General features: G+C 55.8%; 17 protein-coding genes. 11 read left to right on the top strand and 6 right to left on the bottom strand.

Features of this window, described 5'->3' with window-relative positions; all coding sequences use genetic code 11:
• Positions 1-21: 21 nt before the first annotated feature.
• Both CMO10_RS07230 and CMO10_RS07235 read right to left on the bottom strand, forming a co-directional pair.
• Positions 22-2,079, bottom strand: a complete 2,058-nt coding sequence (locus CMO10_RS07230) for an antifreeze glycopeptide (protein ID WP_297020174.1) — start codon at positions 2,077-2,079, stop codon at positions 22-24.
• Positions 2,080-2,356: 277 nt separating this feature from the next.
• Positions 2,357-2,494, bottom strand: coding sequence for a hypothetical protein (locus CMO10_RS07235; protein ID WP_167722791.1), 138 nt, complete (start codon positions 2,492-2,494; stop codon positions 2,357-2,359).
• Between the two features lie 400 nt (positions 2,495-2,894).
• Between CMO10_RS07235 and CMO10_RS07240 the strand changes: the two genes are divergently transcribed.
• The 6 genes from CMO10_RS07240 to CMO10_RS07265 all read left to right on the top strand — a co-directional run bounded on the left by CMO10_RS07240 (position 2,895) and on the right by CMO10_RS07265 (position 8,971).
• A complete protein-coding gene (locus tag CMO10_RS07240) occupies positions 2,895-3,506 on the top strand; it encodes a shikimate kinase (RefSeq protein WP_297020182.1) in 612 nt (203 codons plus the stop codon).
• A 4-nt stretch (positions 3,507-3,510) separates the two neighbouring features.
• Positions 3,511-4,626 carry a 3-dehydroquinate synthase gene (aroB, locus tag CMO10_RS07245; protein WP_297020185.1) on the top strand — a complete coding sequence of 372 codons (1,116 nt, stop codon included), beginning with the start codon at positions 3,511-3,513 and terminating at the stop codon, positions 4,624-4,626.
• Between the two features lie 131 nt (positions 4,627-4,757).
• Positions 4,758-6,032, top strand: a complete 1,275-nt coding sequence (locus tag CMO10_RS07250; protein ID WP_044827132.1) for an HlyC/CorC family transporter — start codon at positions 4,758-4,760, stop codon at positions 6,030-6,032.
• 251 nt (positions 6,033-6,283) lie between these two features.
• Positions 6,284-6,733: a CBS domain-containing protein gene (locus CMO10_RS07255; RefSeq protein WP_044827131.1), complete on the top strand. Its 450-nt coding sequence runs from the start codon at positions 6,284-6,286 to the stop codon at positions 6,731-6,733.
• A gap of 198 nt (positions 6,734-6,931) precedes the next feature.
• On the top strand, positions 6,932-7,501 hold the full coding sequence (locus CMO10_RS07260; RefSeq protein WP_297020189.1) for a DUF2889 domain-containing protein: 570 nt from the start codon (positions 6,932-6,934) through the stop codon (positions 7,499-7,501).
• 87 nt (positions 7,502-7,588) lie between these two features.
• On the top strand, positions 7,589-8,971 hold the full coding sequence (locus CMO10_RS07265) for a transporter substrate-binding domain-containing protein (RefSeq protein WP_297020192.1): 1,383 nt from the start codon (positions 7,589-7,591) through the stop codon (positions 8,969-8,971).
• A gap of 32 nt (positions 8,972-9,003) precedes the next feature.
• Here CMO10_RS07265 and CMO10_RS07270 read toward each other — a convergent pair whose 3' ends face one another.
• The 3 genes from CMO10_RS07270 to CMO10_RS07280 form a co-directional block, all read right to left on the bottom strand.
• The gene (locus CMO10_RS07270) at positions 9,004-9,612 is read right to left on the bottom strand and encodes a c-type cytochrome (protein WP_297020195.1); all 609 of its coding nucleotides are present in this window, start codon (positions 9,610-9,612) and stop codon (positions 9,004-9,006) included.
• Positions 9,612-10,865, bottom strand: a complete 1,254-nt coding sequence (locus CMO10_RS07275; RefSeq protein ID WP_297020197.1) for a PQQ-dependent sugar dehydrogenase — start codon at positions 10,863-10,865, stop codon at positions 9,612-9,614. Before CMO10_RS07275 ends, CMO10_RS07270 begins: the two co-directional genes overlap by 1 nt.
• Before the next feature lie 140 nt (positions 10,866-11,005).
• Positions 11,006-11,302, bottom strand: coding sequence for a BolA family protein (locus CMO10_RS07280; protein ID WP_297020200.1), 297 nt, complete (start codon positions 11,300-11,302; stop codon positions 11,006-11,008).
• A gap of 160 nt (positions 11,303-11,462) precedes the next feature.
• Between CMO10_RS07280 and CMO10_RS07285 the strand changes: the two genes are divergently transcribed.
• The 5 genes from CMO10_RS07285 (at position 11,463) to CMO10_RS07305 (ending at position 18,362) form a co-directional block, all read left to right on the top strand.
• Positions 11,463-12,113, top strand: coding sequence for a DnaJ domain-containing protein (locus CMO10_RS07285; RefSeq protein ID WP_044827127.1), 651 nt, complete (start codon positions 11,463-11,465; stop codon positions 12,111-12,113).
• A 212-nt stretch (positions 12,114-12,325) separates the two neighbouring features.
• On the top strand, positions 12,326-13,333 hold the full coding sequence (gene cobS / locus CMO10_RS07290) for a cobaltochelatase subunit CobS (protein ID WP_297020204.1): 1,008 nt from the start codon (positions 12,326-12,328) through the stop codon (positions 13,331-13,333).
• A gap of 51 nt (positions 13,334-13,384) precedes the next feature.
• Positions 13,385-15,310: a cobaltochelatase subunit CobT gene (cobT, locus tag CMO10_RS07295; protein WP_297020206.1), complete on the top strand. Its 1,926-nt coding sequence runs from the start codon at positions 13,385-13,387 to the stop codon at positions 15,308-15,310.
• A 19-nt stretch (positions 15,311-15,329) separates the two neighbouring features.
• Positions 15,330-16,169 carry a tRNA glutamyl-Q(34) synthetase GluQRS gene (gene gluQRS, locus CMO10_RS07300; RefSeq protein ID WP_297020209.1) on the top strand — a complete coding sequence of 280 codons (840 nt, stop codon included), beginning with the start codon at positions 15,330-15,332 and terminating at the stop codon, positions 16,167-16,169.
• Positions 16,170-16,295: 126 nt separating this feature from the next.
• Positions 16,296-18,362, top strand: a complete 2,067-nt coding sequence (locus CMO10_RS07305) for a putative bifunctional diguanylate cyclase/phosphodiesterase (RefSeq protein WP_297020211.1) — start codon at positions 16,296-16,298, stop codon at positions 18,360-18,362.
• 87 nt (positions 18,363-18,449) lie between these two features.
• Here the strand turns inward: CMO10_RS07305 and CMO10_RS07310 are convergent, their stop codons facing one another.
• The gene (locus CMO10_RS07310) at positions 18,450-18,644 is read right to left on the bottom strand and encodes a hypothetical protein (protein ID WP_297020214.1); all 195 of its coding nucleotides are present in this window, start codon (positions 18,642-18,644) and stop codon (positions 18,450-18,452) included.
• Positions 18,645-19,091 lie beyond the last annotated feature (447 nt).

The following is a 19,091-nucleotide window of genomic DNA, read 5'->3' on the forward strand; positions in this document are numbered from 1 at the left end:
GTCCTGCCGTGATTAAAGGACTTACTGGTTAAACGACATCAGCAATTCTGTCGCCAGACGCCGTGCATCAGCTTCAAGCCCAACGGTTGCAAGTGCGGTTACAGTATCGCTCAGTGCCTTGGGGTCTGCATTTTCGGCACTTGCGACCTGCTGGGCCTGAATGGCCATTGCGACCGTTTTCGCCTTTTGCTGTGCTGCGGCCGCCGTGATCAGGTGATGGGAAACCGCACTGTTGGTGGTCACGCGTTCTTCCGCATATGGCGCGGTCAGAAGGCTGTCCCACAATGCATCGGGGACTTCGATCCCGTAGCCTTCAAACAGGTTGAAGATCAGCTCGCTATACCGTCTTGCTGCGGCCTGATCGCCGCGTGCTGCCTGCATTTCCTGCCATTCGACCATGCGCGCGCGGTGGCGGGCAATGGCGGCTGCGCGATCCGATGCACTTTGCACATCCTCAGCCGAGGTGGAATTGGGCATGACGGTTGCCGATGCCAGCCCACCACTTGAAGTCGGTGCATCCGCAACAACCGCACCGCCAAGGCCAAAGTTCTGCACGGCGATTTGCCCATCTGTGCCGAAGGTCTGCGCCGAATTTCCGCCAGCCCCGTTGGCCGATGGCGCTTGCGGTTTGACCGCACCGGTTTCTTCCAGTCCCGACATCGCCAGAACCGGATAAAGCAGGCTCAGTCGCGATGAAATGTCATTCGATGCATTGGCCGATGATTTGGCAACCTGAAGCCAGTTTGCCGCGCGCTCGAAACCGTTTGAGGCAATCGATGCCTTAAGGGCGGGAACCGCAAACCATGAAAAGTCACCATTGACCGGAATGTCAGCCATCAGCGGCGCTGAAAGGCGCGCGGCCTGCATGAAGTCGCCTTCAAACTCGGCCGTTTCAAACAGGGCTGCAAGGATTTCGGCGCGTGCTGCCGGCACATCGCTTTGCGCGGCTGCCTGATAAAGTTTGGCATATTGGCGGGCCTGAATGCCTTCGCTGGCATCATCAAGAACATTTGCCAGGGCATCTGCAGTGAAACTCACAGAGCGATAAACAGATGCCAATTGTTCCGGGCTGATCAGGCCAAGCTTCTCGGCCTTACGGGCCGCTTCAAGCCGCACATCAGTTGCGGTCGCATCGGCATTGGTGATGCCGATGATCGCTGCCGGATTGCCATTTTCAAGCTGGCTGGTCGGGATCGATTGTTTGGCAATCGCCAAAAGTGCGAGATCAAGCGGGCGCAAGTCGTTCAGCAATTCCGGGTTGGCGGCATTGCCGCTTCTGATCGCCGATACCAGACCAAAGAAGGTCGCATCGCCTTCGCCGCCCATTTCACGGACAAGATCGACCGAAAAGGCAGCCGAGGTTGGATCATTGGCATAAAACGCGCACATGGCGGCGGCCTTGAGCCAGAAAAGCTCGTCATAGCTTGCGCTGTAACTTTCAATCGCGTCACAGGCGGCATCGATCTCGGCACCGATGAGAAGGGCATTCACCTCTGCCTGCGCCAGCATCGATCCGCGCGATCCTTGCGGGGCGGCGCGAACAAGCTCGATCGCGTCATCGAGTGCGCCCATTTCAATCAGCTTCGCTACGCGCGCTTCAAGCAGGCTGATTTCCTGTGAATCTTGCGGAAGGGCCGCAGCCGACAAAAGCATACGGCGCTGCAGATCGCGCGCGGCATGGGTCGCAGGTGTTGCGGGCAGTTCCGAAATCAGCTGTGCGGCAGACCGGCGCGTGGTGCCGTTCCACATATCAATGCCAAGCCCGCCACGTGACCGATCCAGCGTTCCGACGGCCTCAGAGTCAACTGCGCCAAGCGACAGGGATTGAACCGCATTCGGATCAGACGGGAAGGTATCGGTTTGGGTGTTGGATGTGCTGCCAAAGCCACCAGACAGCGGGGCGCTTGTTGCCCCCGGATTGGTTGGGCCTTGATCGGACTGGCGTTCCGCGTCCTGTTCGGCTTCCTGTTTTAAAAACAGCGGCACCGGGGCCGAGGTTTGTGCCAATGCAGGCGCGGACACAAGTCCCGTTCCCGTCATCATGGCCAGTAAACAGGTCTGTACGAGAGCCTTTTGCATTTAATCTGCACCGATTTTGTTTGTGTTTGGCGAGCCGTTTGGCAAGGCACAGCGTGCAGGGCGATGCGGAGCATCGGCCAAACGGTGTAACGCAGAAAAACGCCGCCAAACACAAACCCGAAGGGCCGGGAAATCCGCCTGTCCCGCAGCGTCAAAGACCTTGCGCGTAACCCCGCTACGCCCAGCGGCCTTTTCCTCGCTGGACAGGCGGATTTCTCCGGCAAAACGGTCCAGATTAAGTGCAAAAGGCTCTGAAAAGCGGGAACGCAAATTCATATTAGTTGAACCTCGAATTCGGGATGGTTTCTTCGATTTGGGCGGTCGGGGCCGGGATGTCCCAGGTCACCAGGAAGGTAGCACCGCCGGCAATCACGGCGATAACCAGCAACAGGATGATGCGCGATAAAATCTTCATTTTAATCCAGACTTCGAAGCGTTTGAGCGAAGGACGCGAATACCAGTATGCGGACGAAAATCAAAGATGCAAGAACGGGGGCTACCAATCATTTTGCTCCTCCGTTCGCCTATCCTGGACCCTTCATCACATCGTGGTCGTCGCATGCCAATTCGGCAACTTAATGGCAGTATAGGTCGCTGTTACTCACAGAGAGTTAATACGCTTTCCAATGCGACCTCGCGCAACAAGGTTGGGCAAAACTTTGCCAGAGTATGCGGAAAGTGACGCAAAGGAGCATTTTGACGCTGCATTTTTGTCGCGTTTCCTGCGCGGTTTGCTTGCGTTCAAGGGCAAGCTGCCCTAAAGAATTGGGTAATTTGTAACGCATTTGATTGAACCACAGGACTGCAAACCGAACATGGACAGCAACATTGCCGAGTCGGGTTTGCACGAAGACGTGATCGCCAAAATTCGGGATGGCCTCAAAGGCCGGACATTGGTGTTCATTGGACTGATGGGTGCAGGAAAAAGCTGCATCGGCCGTATGGTCGCCAAGGAACTCAATCTGGATTTTGTCGATGCCGACCGCGAAATCGAAGAAGCCGCTGGCTGCTCAATAGCCGATATCTTCAAGCTTTATGGCGAAGAGGCTTTTCGCGACGGCGAGGAACGTGTAATTGCCCGTTTGCTTGATGGCGAACAGATCGTGTTGGCCACAGGCGGTGGTGCGTTCATTCGCGAACGTACCCGTGAGCTGATTCTCGAAAAATCCGTATCGGTCTGGCTGCGTGCCGACCTTGATCTGCTGATGCACCGCACTAGCGGACGAACCCATCGCCCGTTGCTTAATAACGGTGACCCCAGACAGATCTTGGCCGATCTGATCGAGACGCGTTACCCGGTCTATGCCGGGGCAGATATAATTTTCGACTGTGATGAATCGTCCAAGGAAGCCACCCGTGATGCAGTTCTTGAACTGCTTGCGAATTCCTTTGATGACGATGGTCAATTGATCAAGACAGGAACCTGACAGAGTGAGCAATCACGACACCCTTCGCGTCGAACTTGGCGCGCGCAGCTATGACATCCTTGTTGGCAGCAACCTTTTGGCCGACACCGCCAAATATATTGCCCCGTTCGTCAAGAAGGCCGGTGTTGTCGTGATCAGCGATGCGGCCCTTTCTGACAACCACCTGCCGACCGTGCTGAACTCCCTTGACGGTGCCGGGATCCCGCACCGCGAAGTCGTCGTGCCGTCGGGTGAAAAATCCAAAAGCTTTGCCATGTTCGAAGATGTCGTCGAACAGATTTTGGCGATGGGGATCGAACGTTCCACCCTGATCATTGCCTTGGGTGGTGGTGTGGTTGGTGATCTGGCCGGTTTTGTTGCGGCATCGCTTCTGCGCGGACTTGATTTCGTGCAGATCCCGACGACCTTGCTCTCGCAGGTCGATAGCTCCGTCGGTGGCAAGACCGGGATCAATTCCAAGTCGGGTAAAAATCTGATCGGGGCGTTTCATCAACCGCGTCTGGTTCTGGCCGACACGTCGGTCCTCGATACCCTGCCGGCACGTGAATTGCGCTCAGGCTATGCCGAGGTTGCCAAATACGGCCTGATCGATGATCCGGAGTTCTTTGCCTGGCTTGAAGAAAACGGGCAGGCGGTTCTTGATGTTGATGGGCCCGAGCGCCGTCAGGCGGTGATCAAAAGCTGTGCGGCCAAGGCACGCATTGTGTCCGAGGACGAACGCGAAGGCGGCAAGCGCGCGCTGCTTAACCTTGGTCACACCTTTGGCCACGCGCTCGAAGCCGAAACCGGATATGGCGAAAAGCTTCTGCACGGCGAAGCCGTTGCCATGGGCATGGTCATTGCCCACGACGTTTGCGGGGCCATGGGTATGGCGCCAGCTGGCGAGAAGGACCGGATTGTTGCCCATCTGAAATCGGTTGGTCTTCCGGTGATGGCATCCGAAGTCACCGGCATGCATTGGGATATAGACAAGGTCATCGGGCATATGTCGCGCGATAAAAAGGTCCGCGACGGCGAGATCACCTTTGTCATGACGCGTGGTATCGGCAAGGCATTCACATCCAAGGCTATGGATGTTCAAAAGATGCGTGCGGCCATCACCCGATCCTGCCGCGGGTAACGGTTTTGCGACATTTGGCGCCCTGATCGGTGCCAATGTGTTGTTGTTAACTTGTTTAACGCCATTTGACCTTATAGATGAACACAGGACAAACTCGTTCTTAAGACTTCACCGCTTGGAGACGGCCCTGAATGACGGTCACGATTGTCGTGATTTTTTTGCTGTTGATGCTTTCGGCATTCTTTTCTGGCTCGGAAACCGCGCTGACGGCGGCGTCGCGTCCGGTCATGCACCACAAGGAACAGGATGGTGATCAGCGGGCCGGCATCGTTAACAGGCTGCGTCGTTATCAGGAACGGTTGCTGGGCGCGATTTTGCTCGGCAACAACATGGTCAATATTCTGGCCTCTGCCCTGGCGACATCGGTGATGATCGAACTGTTTGGTGAAAACGGCGTGGTCTATGCGACTGCCGTCATGACCGCCCTTGTTCTGATCTTCTCGGAAATTCTGCCAAAGACCTATGCGCTTCAGCATGCCGATACCATGGCGCTGCGTGTCGCGCGCCCGATGAGTGTTTTGGTCGTTCTGTTCGCCCCGATAACCCAGACCATTCAGGTTGTCGTGCAGGCCACCTTGCGCCTGTTTGGCAGTGGCGAAGGCCCGGGGCTTGACAGTGAGCGCGAACTGCGCGGTGCGATTGAACTGCATGCCGATGACGTGGTTGTCGGCAACCACCATGCCGAACGTACCATGCTGCATGGCGTTCTCGACCTTGAAGATGTTGGTGTCTGGGAAATCATGGTGCACCGTCGCAAGGTGCAGATGATCGATATTTCCCGCCCGATGGAAGAAATCCTCGATACGGTTCTGGCAAGCCCGCACACCCGTATTCCGATTTATGAGAAGGACCCGGACAACATCGTCGGTGTCCTGCATGCGCGCGAAGTTCTTAAGGCAATCGTGCGTGGTGCCAAACCCGCCACGGCCGAAGATGTCCGCGAGCTGAGCGCCGAAGCATGGTTTATCCCGGATTCAACAACCCTTGCCGATCAGCTCAAGGCGTTCAAGGAACGTCACGAACACTTCGCCATTGTGGTTGATGAATATGGCGCGTTCGAAGGCGTGGTGTCGCTTGAAGACATTCTGGAAGAAATCGTTGGTGATATTTCCGATGAAACCGACGTCGAAGTGGTTGGTGTTCAGCCGCAGGCCGACGGATCGGTTATCGTGCGCGGCGATGTCACCATTCGCGATTTGAACCGTCGCTTTGGTTGGCGCCTGCCGGACGAGGAGGCAGCGACCGTGGCTGGCCTTTTGCTTTATGAAACCCGGCGCATTCCCGATGTCGGGCAGCAGTTCCGGTTCCACGGGTTCGAGTTCGAAGTACTGCGCCGTATCCGCAACCAGATCACCCGTGTACGTCTGCGCGCTGTAACCGACCCGGCCGGGGAAGAGCAGGAATAAGAACCTGCGCCCGGCGGCAGTTGTGTTGCGATAAAACCATTCCCGCGTAAAAAATTTCAGCTTTATCTACTTATGGGTTAAACTTGTGCATCAAGGTCTTGACCCAAAGGATTGCAGGGCCACTTGCAAATAAGGGCCCGTCACACTGTGTCATCCACGGACGTCACTTCGATTTGACGTTTGTCAGTGTGAAACCAGATAATCTGATCGGGTTTGGGCATGTGGCAACAGCAACCTGCAGAGAGAGATGCATGGATACGAAAATTGTACCGGGTGTGGTCCAGGAACAATCCATCGCGACACTCAACCCCGCCGATTCAGTGATGGACGCCGTCAACATGATGAGTGAGCGCAAGATTGGCGCGGTCATCATCGTCGACAACAACGCAAGACTGGCCGGAATTTTTACCGAGCGTGACCTTGTCAACCGCGTGGTCGCCAAGGGTCTGGATGCGGCATCGGTGCCGCTTTCCAAGGTCATGACAGCTGACCCCGATACGCTTGGTCCTGATGACTCGGCCATGAGTGCACTCGATCTGATGAGTGCGCGGCGATATCGTCACTTGCCAGTGGTCGATGGGGACAAGGTTGTCGGCATGGTGTCGATCCGAGACCTGTTTAATGTTGTCAAACGCCAGCTTGAAGAAGATGTCCGCGAACGCGAAAAGTTCATCTTCGGATCTGATTACGGCGTGGCCTGAGCCAACCGATTTCCAGGTGTGTGATATGCCATTGGCCTGAGGGAAACTCCCTCGGGCCTTCGGCCTATGTTGAATTCCGGGCGTTATTCAGGGGCAGGAACGCGGGCCTGAACGGGTGGCTGGAATAGACGGAAACGCTTTTGCGACTTGACAGCGTGCGGGTGAACGTCTTTACGTTTACGTAAAGGAGAGAGTCCCATGCCATTGTCCCGCCCCGCAGAACGCGAACATATTCATACCCGCACCGTGACCTGTCAGGGGTTCCGCCGCACAGACGGCCTGTGGGACATCGAAGGTCACATCACCGATATCAAGACCTATGGCTTTACCAATCATGATCGCGGCGAAATCCCGGCGGGTGAGCCGGTCCATGGCATGTGGATCCGGGTCACAGTTGGTGATGATCTCGTCATCCGCGCGGTCGAGGCTGAAATGGAATATGCCCCGTTTTCTGCCTGTGATGCGATCGCACCCAATTACGAAAATCTGATCGGGCTCAAACTCGGCCCGGGCCTGCGCAAACAGATCCGCGAGCGGACCGGGGGCGTGCATGGCTGTACGCATCTCAATGAACTGATGGGGCCGGTGGCGACCACGGCGTTTCAGACGATCTTTCCGATCCTGGCCAAGGAATCCCTTGAAGCACCGGAAGAAAATGACACCAAACCGCCCCGTCGCAATCCGTTGATCAATACCTGCCACGGTTGGCGCAGTGACGGACCGGCGGTCAAGCGTATCTCGCCGGATTTCTATACCGGCGACAAATAGGGCGGTCTCCCGATCCCGGTATCTTGCAAGTGCATTTGCGCGGACCAATATCAGAACTGTCCGTAACGTGTATTTGTCAGGTGACCCATGACCATGTTGCGTCGGGATGGAAAGTCCAAAACAACAAATAACAAAAATGGCTGGGAAGGCCGGTTGCGCCCGGGTGTTGGCGCGGCATTGGTGCTTTTCCTGACCAGTGCGGTGATGCTTTTTGCACCCGCCCTTCAGGCCCATGATCTTCCTTCGCCACAAGCAGAAGAAGGTCAGGCCGATATCGATAGTCAGGACAGTTTTCTGATCCTGCAAACCAACCTGCATCCCCCCTATCAGGAACTGCAAAACGGCATGCTGAGCGGCTATTCCGTTTCGGTGCTGAATTGTGTGTTCGAACGGATCGGGGTTGGCTATGGCCTTGCGATTGCGCCGCGCCAGAGAAACCGCGAAATGGTGCGCAATGGCAAGGCGGACGGGTTCTTCTTGGCGCGCATCAGTGATGCCATGGACGAGTATGCGGTGGCGACCAATCCGCTTGCACTGGAAAAGTGGGTGTGGGTTTCATCCTCGATCAAATCCGATGACCCGCGCGTCAGTCGTCGGCCAAAGCCCGGTGATTTTACCACCGTCGGCGCCATTCTGGGCTCGAACGAGGCCGAATGGCTGGGCGAGCAGGGCTATAACGATGTTATGCGGGTCCCTTCGATTGCGTCGCTTGTTGGTCAGGTCGCCGCTGGTCGTGTCGAATATGCCCTTGTCGACAAGCACAGCTTTGAAATTGCCCGCAACGAACTGGGATTGGGCGCGGAAAAATTCATGGTGCAGTTCGAACGCTATGCACCGCTGGTTGTTTATTTTTCCAAAAGCTATGTCGCGGCCTTTCCCGATATGCTCGATGAACTCAATGCCGTTCTGGAATTTTGTGAAACCCGCCCGATGCATCTGGAGCCGTGGGAACGCGATGCCATCGAACAGGCGCAATTGCCCATCGTGCGTCAGTTCGCAAATTCGCCGGAACTTGTCGCCCATGTTCAGGATCAGCTTGCCGGGATGATCCACCCGACGGCTGATGAAAAACGCCTGACCGATGCAGAATGGAAGGCAATGGCGCGAAATGGCGAAACAAGCGCAACCGCGACCGAAATTCTTGGTAACGAGCTTTCGGAGTACCTGCGCGTTTTCCAGACAAGTGTCGGCGATCAGGTGGCTGAGGCCTTTGTCTTTGACACGCATGGCGAGATCGTTGGCATGAGCCGCCTGACATCGGATTTCGATCAAAGCGACGAAACCCAGTTCCAGATGGTTGAAAGCATCAATCGCGATCAGGCCCTGATCACCGATATCTGGTATGATGCCTCAACCCGCGCGTTTCTGTCGCAAATCACCGTGCCGGTGATCGATCCCGATACCGGTCGGACACTGGCCGCCCTTACGGTCGGACTGAATGTGTCCGCCGCCCTTCGCCCGGAGAGTTAAGATCGCAGATTAGGTTGAGAAAACCGTCCGGACTAATTGCCGGACGGCTCAGTGATCTTGATGTCGATATTGCTATACCAGTCTGCTGCGGCCTGCATTTCGGCATCTGTCAGGTCCTTGGCAATCGGTGTCATGATGTCATGGACCCGTTTGCCAGTACGAAACGCCTTGAGCTGCGTTTCGATATAGATGTTGGTTTCCCCCGCCAGATTGGGCGCATCTTCAAGCGTCGAAATCCCGTTTGCGCTATGGCAGCCAACACAAAGTTCCGGGGCGTCATCCTCGGATGTGTTGGCGGGCAGGGTGCCGGTGGCATCAAAATGATTGAACCAGTGTGCGACAACCTCGATCTGATCATCAGAAAGACTGCCCGCGACCACGGTCATCATTTCATGTTCGCGCGCCCCGGACTTGAACGCCTTTAACTGCGCAATCAGGTAATCGACCGGCTCGCCCCCGATATGCGGGGCAATCGGAATGCGGGCCAAGCCGTCAAGCCCGTGGCAGGTGCGGCACATACCCGCCACCTTGCGTCCATCCTTGAGCATTTCGGGATCAGGTGCGGTGGCATCTTGTGCCGCCGCAGGAAACACCACGGCGGACAGAAGCCCGCCGAGGAGTGCGATCAAAGCTATGCGCATCAATTGCCCTCGTACCAGATGCGATACAGCGCCCCGGCCAGATCATCGGAAACAATGATCGAACCATCACGCAATTGGGCAACATCGACCGGACGACCAAGATATTCCTCATTCTCGTCAATCCAGCCTTCGGCAAACGGCTCGGTGGTGGCATTGCCTTCGTCATCGATGAAGGTCACCATCACCCGTGCGCCGACCGGTGTGGTGCGGTTCCACGACCCGTGCTGGGCCGAGAAGATCGCGTTCTTGTATTTGGCCGGAAACATCTTGCCGGTATAGAAGCTCATGCCAAGGTCGGCGGCATGGGCCACGGTTTCAACCGCCGGCATGACCACGTCATAGGGCACTTCCTGACCGGCATATTCGTTGGTGCGGACATCACCGCCGCCATACCACGGGTGGCCGAAATGCTGGCCTGCGGCGGTCTGACGGTTGATTTCACCGGGCGGGATATCATCGCCCATGCCATCAACCTGGTTGTCCGTCCACCACAGTTCGCCGGTGACCGGATGGAAGTCATGACCGACAGAGTTCCGCACCCCGTATGTGTAGACTTCGCGGCCGGTGCCATCGGTATTGATGCGGATGATGCCGCCAATCCCGACTTCGCGATACAGATCAAGCTTGTCTTCCGGTGCCACGTTAAATGGCTGACCAAGCGAAATATAAAGCTTTCCGTCCGGGCCGATTTTGCAGACACGCGCGGTGTGGTTATAGCTTTCCTCGGCCGGTGGGATCAGATCACCCTGCTTGACCACGTTAAAGGCCGCGACATCCGGGCTTTCATAGAAGAACTCGGCTGCCGGGAATACCAGAACGCGGTTCTGTTCGGCGATATACAGGAACCCGTCAGACGAGAAACACGGACCATTGGGAATGGCAAAGCGGAGCGACGGGGCAAAGTCCTTTACCTCGTCCGCGACCCGGTCCTTGTTGCGGTCGGTTACGGCCCAGACCTTGTCCTTGCGCGTGCCGACAAAGGTCACGACCCCTTGGGGACCGACCGCGATATGGCGGGCATCGGGGACAATGGCATAAAGACCGATCTTGAACCCGTCAGGAAGCTTGATGCGTTCAAGGGTCTTTTTGATCCCCTCGGCATAATCCCCGCCCTGTTCGATGACGGTGAATTCTGTCGTCCCGGTTGATTGGAAGCTTGAGAGTTTTTCAAGATTGTCCGGCGCAGGTGCTTGCGCATAGGCGGTACCGGACATGGCAAGCGCAATGCTCGCCACTAGAAGGCGTTTCGTCATTACGTAGTCCTCCCGATTGTAGCGGATGCCATTGACCGGCATCCGTGCCGCGCGAATTTCCATATTCGCACGGCTTGTTCATAAGCATTGCGCCTAATCGGGATGAACGTCTAGGTTGATTTCACTATGTGGAATTGTGATTAATTGTTTTTGGCTGCAAGGGCGGCTTCGTATTCCGCGGGTGTCATGGTTTTCAGTGCAAGCGCATGAACCCGGTCCTTGAGCAACGCATCAAGTGCGCCATAAACAAGGCGCTGGCGATTGACGCGGTTCTCGCCTTCGAATTTCTCGGACACCACAAGAACGGAAAAATGGGACTCGCCGCGCGGGTCTGCACCGGCATGACCGGCATGTTTGGATGAATCATCATTGATCTGTAGTTCGACCGGGGCGAATTGTTCGGTCAGGATGTCACGGATCTGATTGGCGACCTGCATGGTAAGGGCCTCTGTTCTATGGTGATGTTCGCAATGATCTGCGAATTTGATGCGTGCGAACAAGTTCTGTCACGCGATGGCCGTTTTTCAAGCCTTTTATCGCATTTAAAGCACCCGTATGATATTGCGCGCATCGAATTTTCAGAACATATAGACGCAAATGAACCGAGGACACCGCAACAAGCGCAAGACGCTTTACCACAATGAACCCGTTCTGCCGGCATGTGACTGGCCGGAATGTGACGGGCATGGGGAATTCCGTGCGCCCAAGGATCGCAAGTTGCGTGACTATTACAAGTTCTGTCTGGAACATGTCCGCGAATACAACAAGTCGTGGAACTATTACGAGGGCATGAAGGCCGAGGATATCGAAAGCGACATGCGCCGCGATACCCACTGGCAGCGCCCGACCTGGCAGTTCGGTCATATCCGCGGTTCGAAAAAGCCGTTCAATTTCAAATTCAAGGACGGGTTTGGCTTCTTTAACGAAGACGGCGATCAAACCCACCATGGCCCCGGCGCCGAGGACAAGGCGCGCGCAGAACGTCAACGCAAAACCGAGGAATCCCAACGCCGTGCAGGCGCACTTGGCATGCCCGCCGAACAGCAACAGGCGATGGCAACCCTTGATCTCGGCTGGCCGTTTACCCGCGATGAGCTCAAGGCCAAATACAAGGCGCTTTCAAAAAAGTACCATCCCGATGCCAATGGCGGGGACAAGGCGGCCGAAGAACGCTTCAAGCGTATCAGTGCGGCCTATACATCGCTTACCCAGTACATCCGTGATCTCGAAGCGCGGGTGACGCTTTAGTTTCCCGGCTAATTTTCTGCGAAATTCGATGAAAACCGGTCTATCTGGTTGCAGTTTGCGTACCGGTTAGGTCTTATCGAGTAAACCTTTTGCGATAATAGAGATTTTTTGCGCATCTTCCCTTTGTGTGATGCGCCATAACCGCTATTAATGAGCAAGTTTAACGAAACGACCGCGCCACCAGCGCCGGTCCGAAAAATGCGCGAGTACTTATGAGCCAAGGTTACGAAGCGAGCGGTGTAGCAGCTGAACATCCGCTCGATACACCCGATACCACCATTTCCGTGCGTGAAACGTTCGGGATCGATGTTGATATGGACGTCCCGGCCTTTAGCCAGGGCAGCGAACATGTGCCGGCGATTGACCCGACCTATCGCTTTGACCGCGACACGACGCTCGCGATCCTGGCGGGCTTTGCCTATAACCGCCGTGTGATGATTCAGGGTTATCACGGCACCGGTAAATCGACCCATATCGAACAGGTGGCCGCACGCCTTAACTGGCCGTGCGTGCGTGTGAACCTTGATAGCCATATCAGCCGTATCGACCTGATCGGTAAGGACGCGATTGTTCTGCGTGATGGCAAACAGATCACTGAATTCCGCGAAGGCATTCTGCCATGGGCGCTGAAGCGTCCGGTCGCGATGGTGTTTGATGAATATGATGCTGGCCGTCCGGACGTGATGTTCGTCATCCAGCGTGTTCTGGAAGTTGATGGCAAGCTGACCCTGCTTGATCAGAACAAGGTCATCCACCCGCATTCGCACTTCCGCCTGTTTGCGACGTCAAACACGGTTGGTCTTGGCGATACCACGGGCCTCTATCACGGCACCCAGCAGATCAACCAGGCGCAGATGGACCGTTGGTCGATCATCGCGACGCTGAACTATCTGTCGGTCGAAGATGAAACCAACATCATCGCTGCCAAGGTTCCGTCGTTTGATAACGCCGAGGGCCGTCAGAAGATCGAAGCCATGGTTGCCCTTGCCAACCTGACACGTCAGGGTTTTGTTGCCGGTGATATTTCGACTGTCATGAGCCCGCGTACCGTGATTACGCTTGCCGAAAACGCCAAGATCTTTGGTGACGTTTCCTATGCCTTCCGCGTAACGTTCTTAAACCGTTGCGATGAAGTCGAACGTCCGATCCTGGCGGAATATTACCAGCGTTGCTTTGGCGAAGAACTGCCCGATGAAGCCATCAATGTGATGGTCCGCTAAGGCGTGACCCTCAAACAGATTGGTGAACTGGTTCCACAAGCGAGTAGTGCAATGAAGAATGATGAGGCTCTTTCCGGCTTCTTGCGCGGTACGGCAGCGACGTTTCGTGCGCTTGCCGGGCGCAATGATCTGGAAGTCGGCTTTGTCAAAGGCGGGCGTCCGGGGGGCTACGGTGAACATGTGCGTTTGCCAATGCCCAAACAGGCCATGCCCAAGGATGAAGTCGCCGATCTGCGCGGCATTGCCGATGGCTGGGCGCTCAAGATGCGCCACCATGACGCGGCCCTGCACGCCAAGCGCATGCCCGAAACGGCTGAGGCTCAGGCTGTTTACGATGCGCTTGAAACCGCCCGTGTCGAGGCGGTGGGATCGCGGTATTTCCCCGGTGTGCGCAAGAACCTTCGCGACCACGCCGAACAGGATTGCCACGCCAAGAATTATCACCGTGTGACTTCACGCGATGATGCCCCGTTTGCCGATGCGATCGGGATGTTGGCGCGTGAAATCTTTACTGGTGAAAAGGCGCCTGAATCTGCTGGCCCGCTGATTGATTTGTGGCGTTCACATATCGAAGAAAACGCCGGTTCTGACCTGACCAATCTTCGTGATGTCATGGATGATCAGGATGCCTTTGCGCGCGGCATGCGCAAATTGCTCGATCACCTGTCGCTTGAAGAAGACCTTGATGATGCCCCGCCCGAACAGGAAGGCGACGACGAAGATCAGCAGGAAGGCGAAAACGATCCCGATCAGGAAGACATGGAAAGTCAGGGCGGCCAACAGGGCCAGAATGACGATTCAGATCCTGATGGCAGCGATGATCAAACCGATGCCGGTTCCGAAGAAGCCGAGGCCGGCGAAGGCGACATCGACGATCAGCAGCTTGAAGCCATGTCGCAGGAAGAAAAGCCTGCCGGCCCGGGCGAACAGCCGGAATTTGATGGCCGCAACGAGCCGGTCGAACGCGGCTACGAGCCTTTCACGCGTGAGTTTGACGAAGTCGTCACGGCAGATGATCTGTGTGAAAACCTTGAACTGTCGCGCCTGCGTGCGATGCTTGATAAGCAGCTCGCCAACCTTCAGAACGTGGTGTCACGCGTTGCCAACCGTCTGCAACGTCGCCTGATGGCGCAGCAGAATCGTGGTTGGGACTTCGACCTTGAAGAAGGCATTCTCGATGCCGCAAAGCTTGCGCGTATCGTTTCCACGCCTTCGACTTCGCTGTCATTCAAGCAGGAACAGGATACCGATTTCCGCGATACGGTGGTGACCCTTCTGATCGATAATTCCGGCTCCATGCGCGGCCGTCCGATTACGATTGCGGCCCTGTCGGCCGATATTCTGGCGCGTACGCTGGAGCGTTGCGGGGTTAAGGTCGAAATTCTGGGCTTCACCACCCGTCAGTGGAAAGGCGGCCAGTCGCGTGAAAGCTGGGTCGAGGCAGGCAAACCACCGAAACCGGGGCGCCTCAACGATTTGCGTCATATCATCTATAAGGCCGCCGATACGCCGTGGCGTCGGGCGCGCAAGAACCTTGGCCTGATGCTGCGCGAAGGGCTGCTTAAGGAAAACATCGACGGCGAAGCACTGCTTTGGGCGCATGAACGTCTTCTGGCGCGAAGCGAACAACGCCGGATCATGATGGTGATTTCCGATGGTGCGCCGGTCGATGATTCGACGCTTTCGGTAAACTCCGGAAATTATCTGGAACGCCACCTGCGCGAAGTGATCGAATGGATCGAAACCAGATCACCGGTTGAACTGTTGGCGATTGGTATCGGTCATGACGTGACGCGATATTACCGCCGTGCGGTGACGATCAATGATCCGGAAGAGCTTGGTGGCACCATGCTGCGCGAACTGTCCGACCTGTTTGACGAGGAAGGCGCACGTCCGCCAAAACGCCCGATGCGTCATGTGCCTGCCGATACCGCGCAGGCCCGTGACCACGCCGCGGGTGATCGCGACCGCTGGTAAAGGCCAAGGTGTATCGAGGATGATCACCATCACCCGTTTTGCACCCAGCCCGACCGGATATCTTCATCTCGGCCATGCGGCCTCGGCTTTGTTTTCTGCAAAACAGGCCGGGCCGGATGGCCGTTTTCTTTTGCGCATCGAAGATATCGACCAGACGCGGTGTCGCCCGGAATATCTTGATGCGATCTACGAAGACCTTGCATGGCTGGGTCTCGAATGGGAACAGCCGGTCCGGGTGCAGTCCGATCATTTTGCCGATTATCAGGCAGTACTTGATCGCTTGTCCGACATGGAATTGCTGTATCCGTGCTTTTGTACGCGTAAGGACATTCAGGCTGAAATCGAACGCATCGGCAATGCGCCGCACGGACCTGATGGTGCGCTTTATCCCGGCACCTGTCGGCATTGTTCTCCATCTGAGCGCGAGGACCGCATCGCAGCCGGTGAAAGCTATGCACTGCGTCTTGATATGGCTGCTGCAATAAAACGGGTGGGGCGTGAACTGACCTGGTTTGACCGTGCGGTCGGCAAACAGATCGCGACACCGGAAATCTTTGGTGATGTGGTGCTCGCCCGCAAGGATACCCCGACCAGCTATCATCTCTCCGTCACCCATGATGATGACTTGCAGGGCATAACCCTTGTAACTCGTGGTGAGGACCTGTTTTTTGCCAGTCACCTGCATCGCCTGTTGCAGGAACTTCTTGGCTATGACGTGCCGGAATATCATCATCACGGGCTGTTGACCGGCCCGGACGGCAAGCGCTTTGCCAAGCGTGACAAATCCAAAACCCTGCGCGCGATGCGCGAGGAGGGACTTGCACCGGAAGATGTCATCAAACTTGCCGATCAGTTTTGACCGGCATTTTCAGGGTGCGGGTATTCCTGCGCAATATGACGGATCAGACATATTCCCGTTGGCTTAGGTTATTACCTATGTATAGGATATGTTGATCGTAGGACGATGTCAGAGGCGCAAGACCAGATGAAAAAGAACGCTGGCTTGGTCAGGAGGATCGGTAAACGCGTTCTCGACCCGGGCATAGAGATAAATACCGGCGAAGAATTGGCCGGAAAGGTTCAGCGCGACCTGCTTGATCTCGCCTATCGCAATAACTGGGCAAATATTCTCGTCAATCTGGCCGCCGGGGTCAGCATGGTTGCGATGTTCTGGCTGCGCGGTGATTTGCGCGCCGAAACTGTGATCTGGCTTCTGGTCGTCACCGTGATTTGCTGTGTTCGGCTTTGGGGTGGCTATCTTTATCACCTGACGCGCGAAAACAGTACGGAGCTTTCATCTGACCTTCTGCGCAAATGGCGCTTTCGTTATCAGATCGGGGTGATCGTCACTGGTCTGTTGTGGTCTGTGGTTGGCGCGATTGAAATCCCCGCCGTCCAGGGCGAAAGCCAGTTTCTGACCATGATCATCATTGCCGGCATGGCGGGTGGTGCCACGGGTATTTTGGCCCCGGTGTTTCTCGTCGGGCGGTTTTATCTGTGTGCGTTGCTGTTACCACCAGCGGTGATTTTGTCGGTGATGGGGGATGCGAACTATATCCTGTCCGCCTTGGCGCTGGTGTTCCTGCTGGTGATGCTGGTCACCCACCGCAACAACCACGCGGTTTTGTTCCGGTCCTTCGTGCTTAAGCATCAAAATCAGGGCCTGATTGAAGACCTTAAACAGAAGAACCGGATTACCGAAGACTGGAACGCAACCCTTGAAGCCCGCGTTGAGCAGCGCACTGAAGAACTGCAAAACCTGGTGGAGCATGATGCCCTGACCGGGGTGCTGAACCGTGACGGCATTGTTGCCTGGTTCGAACGCAAAAAACGCTCGGATGCGTTATTGGATTACGCGGTTCTGTTCATCGATCTCGACCGGTTTAAGCAGATCAATGATGGCCTTAGTCACGCCATCGGCGATGAAGTTCTGCGATCTGTCAGTATGCGGTTAAGCGAATGTGTGGATGGTTATCACGCGCTGGGCCGCTGGGGCGGGGATGAATTCCTGATCGTTCTGGCCGCATCAAGTGCCGAACTTCATCCGCTGGTCGAAACCGTGGTTGAGCAGGCCCAGGAAGCGGTTAGCCAGCCGATCAATATTGTCGGCCATACGCTGCATGTCGGGTTCAGCACCGGTGTTGCCTTTTCCTCAGGCCGGAACCCGTCAATTTCGGAACTGATCCACTGGGCCGATCTTGCCGCGGCCGAGGTCAAAAGATCCGGGCGTGGCAGTGTGCACAGCTATGACAAGACGCTGCTACTTGAACAGGAACGTCGTCTCAGCGTTACACAGGCGCTCAGACGCGCCATGAGTGCTGATGAGTTCGATATCGAATACCAACCGGTCATTGATGCCCATACAGGCGACATCATCGCCTATGAGGCGCTTTTGCGTTGGAACAGTGCCGTGCTGGGCCCTGTCGTGCCCGATGAATTCATCCCGATTGCCGAGGAAAGCGCGCTGATCGTCGATATCGGCGAATGGTGCATGCGCAAGGCCTGCCAAACCATACAGGACGATGCCGATATCCCGGAAAGCACAAAGATTGCGATTAACGTTTCGATCCGCCAGATCGTGATGCCGAACTTTGCCCATATGGTGTCGCGGGTTCTGGCCGATACCGGGCTGGTATCGGATCGGCTTGTTCTGGAAGTGACCGAATCAATTTTCGAAAAGCGCCAGACAGCCCAGATCGCCACTGTGCTTGATCAACTGCACAATATGGGGGTCGAAATCTATATCGATGATTTCGGCACCGGCTATTCGTCCCTGTCGCGCCTGCATGAAATCCGCATTGATGCGGTCAAGATCGACAAGTCTTTTGTCCTGTCGATGGACGAGAATGCCCGTGTCGTGATCGAGGGGGCGATCCTGATTGCCCATCGTTTCGGGCTCAAGGTCATTGCCGAAGGGATCGAGACGTCCGAGCAGCGCGCCGAGCTGATGGCGATGGGGGTAGACGCCTATCAGGGATACTTCTTTGCCAGACCGGGCCAGATCCCCTGTCGTGACATTCACTGGAAAAACGAGCCCGACCAGCCAGCCTGATCGCGTATTTGAAATACGCGCAAAAAAAACGGCCTGTCGCAACAAGTGGCAGGCCGTCTCAGTACTGTTCTGCGGGGGGAGGCAGAATCAGCGGCTAAAATCGATCAGTACAAGGAAGCTGACCGGCACAAGTGCCAGCGCGACATAAATCCAGAAGGACGCGACCGGAACGCCGAATGCGGCAAGAACATAACCGGCAAGGTAAAGCGCCAAGCCAATTACAGCGACCAGCAGAATGCCCAAAAGCGGCAGAGAAACTTTGCTATCTGATTTGAATTCCATGTCCCGTCATGCTCCCGAAACGGATTTTTTAACTCATGGTGTCGAACCTACCATGCTGTGCGCGTATGCGTTTTGATCCGTATCAATAAAGCTACAGATTGAATGCGCGTGCGGCAGCAAAGGCGGTGACATTATATATATGTGCGGAGAATCGGTTGTGATAAATGGGCCGAACGTGCGCAATTGCCTGTAAATCGGGTCTTTGTTATTGTCGCCCCGGTTTGAAAAGCCAAAGATTCCGTGCGGTTGAGTTGGGCAAATACCGGCCCAAACCACGGATTATCGCCAAAACCGCTCGGATAAGCGTTTTTGTCGCGGTTTTCGGTTGATGAAGGCTTGACGACATTGGTCATAGGCAGTATTAACCCGCTTCCAAGCGCGGGCCTGCATGTTCAGGCCAAGCGTCCTTTTGCGAATTTATAGACCAGGAGATCAGGTCATGGCACG

The organism is Thalassospira sp., from assembly GCF_002709775.1.
Classification (GTDB): Bacteria; Pseudomonadota; Alphaproteobacteria; order Rhodospirillales; family Thalassospiraceae; genus Thalassospira.

What these genes read in the sequence shown, in the direction of transcription:
- cobS (WP_297020204.1), top strand. Translation starts at nt 12,326, where the DNA reads ATGAGCCAAGGTTACGAAGCGAGCGGTGTAGCAGCTGAACATCCGCTC.
- gluQRS (WP_297020209.1), top strand. Translation starts at nt 15,330, where the DNA reads ATGATCACCATCACCCGTTTTGCACCCAGCCCGACCGGATATCTTCAT.
- CMO10_RS07250 (WP_044827132.1), top strand. Translation starts at nt 4,758, where the DNA reads ATGACGGTCACGATTGTCGTGATTTTTTTGCTGTTGATGCTTTCGGCA.
- cobT (WP_297020206.1), top strand. Translation starts at nt 13,385, where the DNA reads ATGAAGAATGATGAGGCTCTTTCCGGCTTCTTGCGCGGTACGGCAGCG.
- CMO10_RS07240 (WP_297020182.1), top strand. Translation starts at nt 2,895, where the DNA reads ATGGACAGCAACATTGCCGAGTCGGGTTTGCACGAAGACGTGATCGCC.
- CMO10_RS07275 (WP_297020197.1), bottom strand. Translation starts at nt 10,865, where the DNA reads ATGACGAAACGCCTTCTAGTGGCGAGCATTGCGCTTGCCATGTCCGGT.
- CMO10_RS07255 (WP_044827131.1), top strand. Translation starts at nt 6,284, where the DNA reads ATGGATACGAAAATTGTACCGGGTGTGGTCCAGGAACAATCCATCGCG.
- CMO10_RS07265 (WP_297020192.1), top strand. Translation starts at nt 7,589, where the DNA reads ATGACCATGTTGCGTCGGGATGGAAAGTCCAAAACAACAAATAACAAA.
- CMO10_RS07270 (WP_297020195.1), bottom strand. Translation starts at nt 9,612, where the DNA reads ATGCGCATAGCTTTGATCGCACTCCTCGGCGGGCTTCTGTCCGCCGTG.
- CMO10_RS07305 (WP_297020211.1), top strand. Translation starts at nt 16,296, where the DNA reads ATGAAAAAGAACGCTGGCTTGGTCAGGAGGATCGGTAAACGCGTTCTC.
- CMO10_RS07285 (WP_044827127.1), top strand. Translation starts at nt 11,463, where the DNA reads ATGAACCGAGGACACCGCAACAAGCGCAAGACGCTTTACCACAATGAA.
- CMO10_RS07280 (WP_297020200.1), bottom strand. Translation starts at nt 11,302, where the DNA reads ATGCAGGTCGCCAATCAGATCCGTGACATCCTGACCGAACAATTCGCC.
- CMO10_RS07260 (WP_297020189.1), top strand. Translation starts at nt 6,932, where the DNA reads ATGCCATTGTCCCGCCCCGCAGAACGCGAACATATTCATACCCGCACC.
- CMO10_RS07310 (WP_297020214.1), bottom strand. Translation starts at nt 18,644, where the DNA reads ATGGAATTCAAATCAGATAGCAAAGTTTCTCTGCCGCTTTTGGGCATT.
- CMO10_RS07235 (WP_167722791.1), bottom strand. Translation starts at nt 2,494, where the DNA reads ATGAAGATTTTATCGCGCATCATCCTGTTGCTGGTTATCGCCGTGATT.
- CMO10_RS07230 (WP_297020174.1), bottom strand. Translation starts at nt 2,079, where the DNA reads ATGCAAAAGGCTCTCGTACAGACCTGTTTACTGGCCATGATGACGGGA.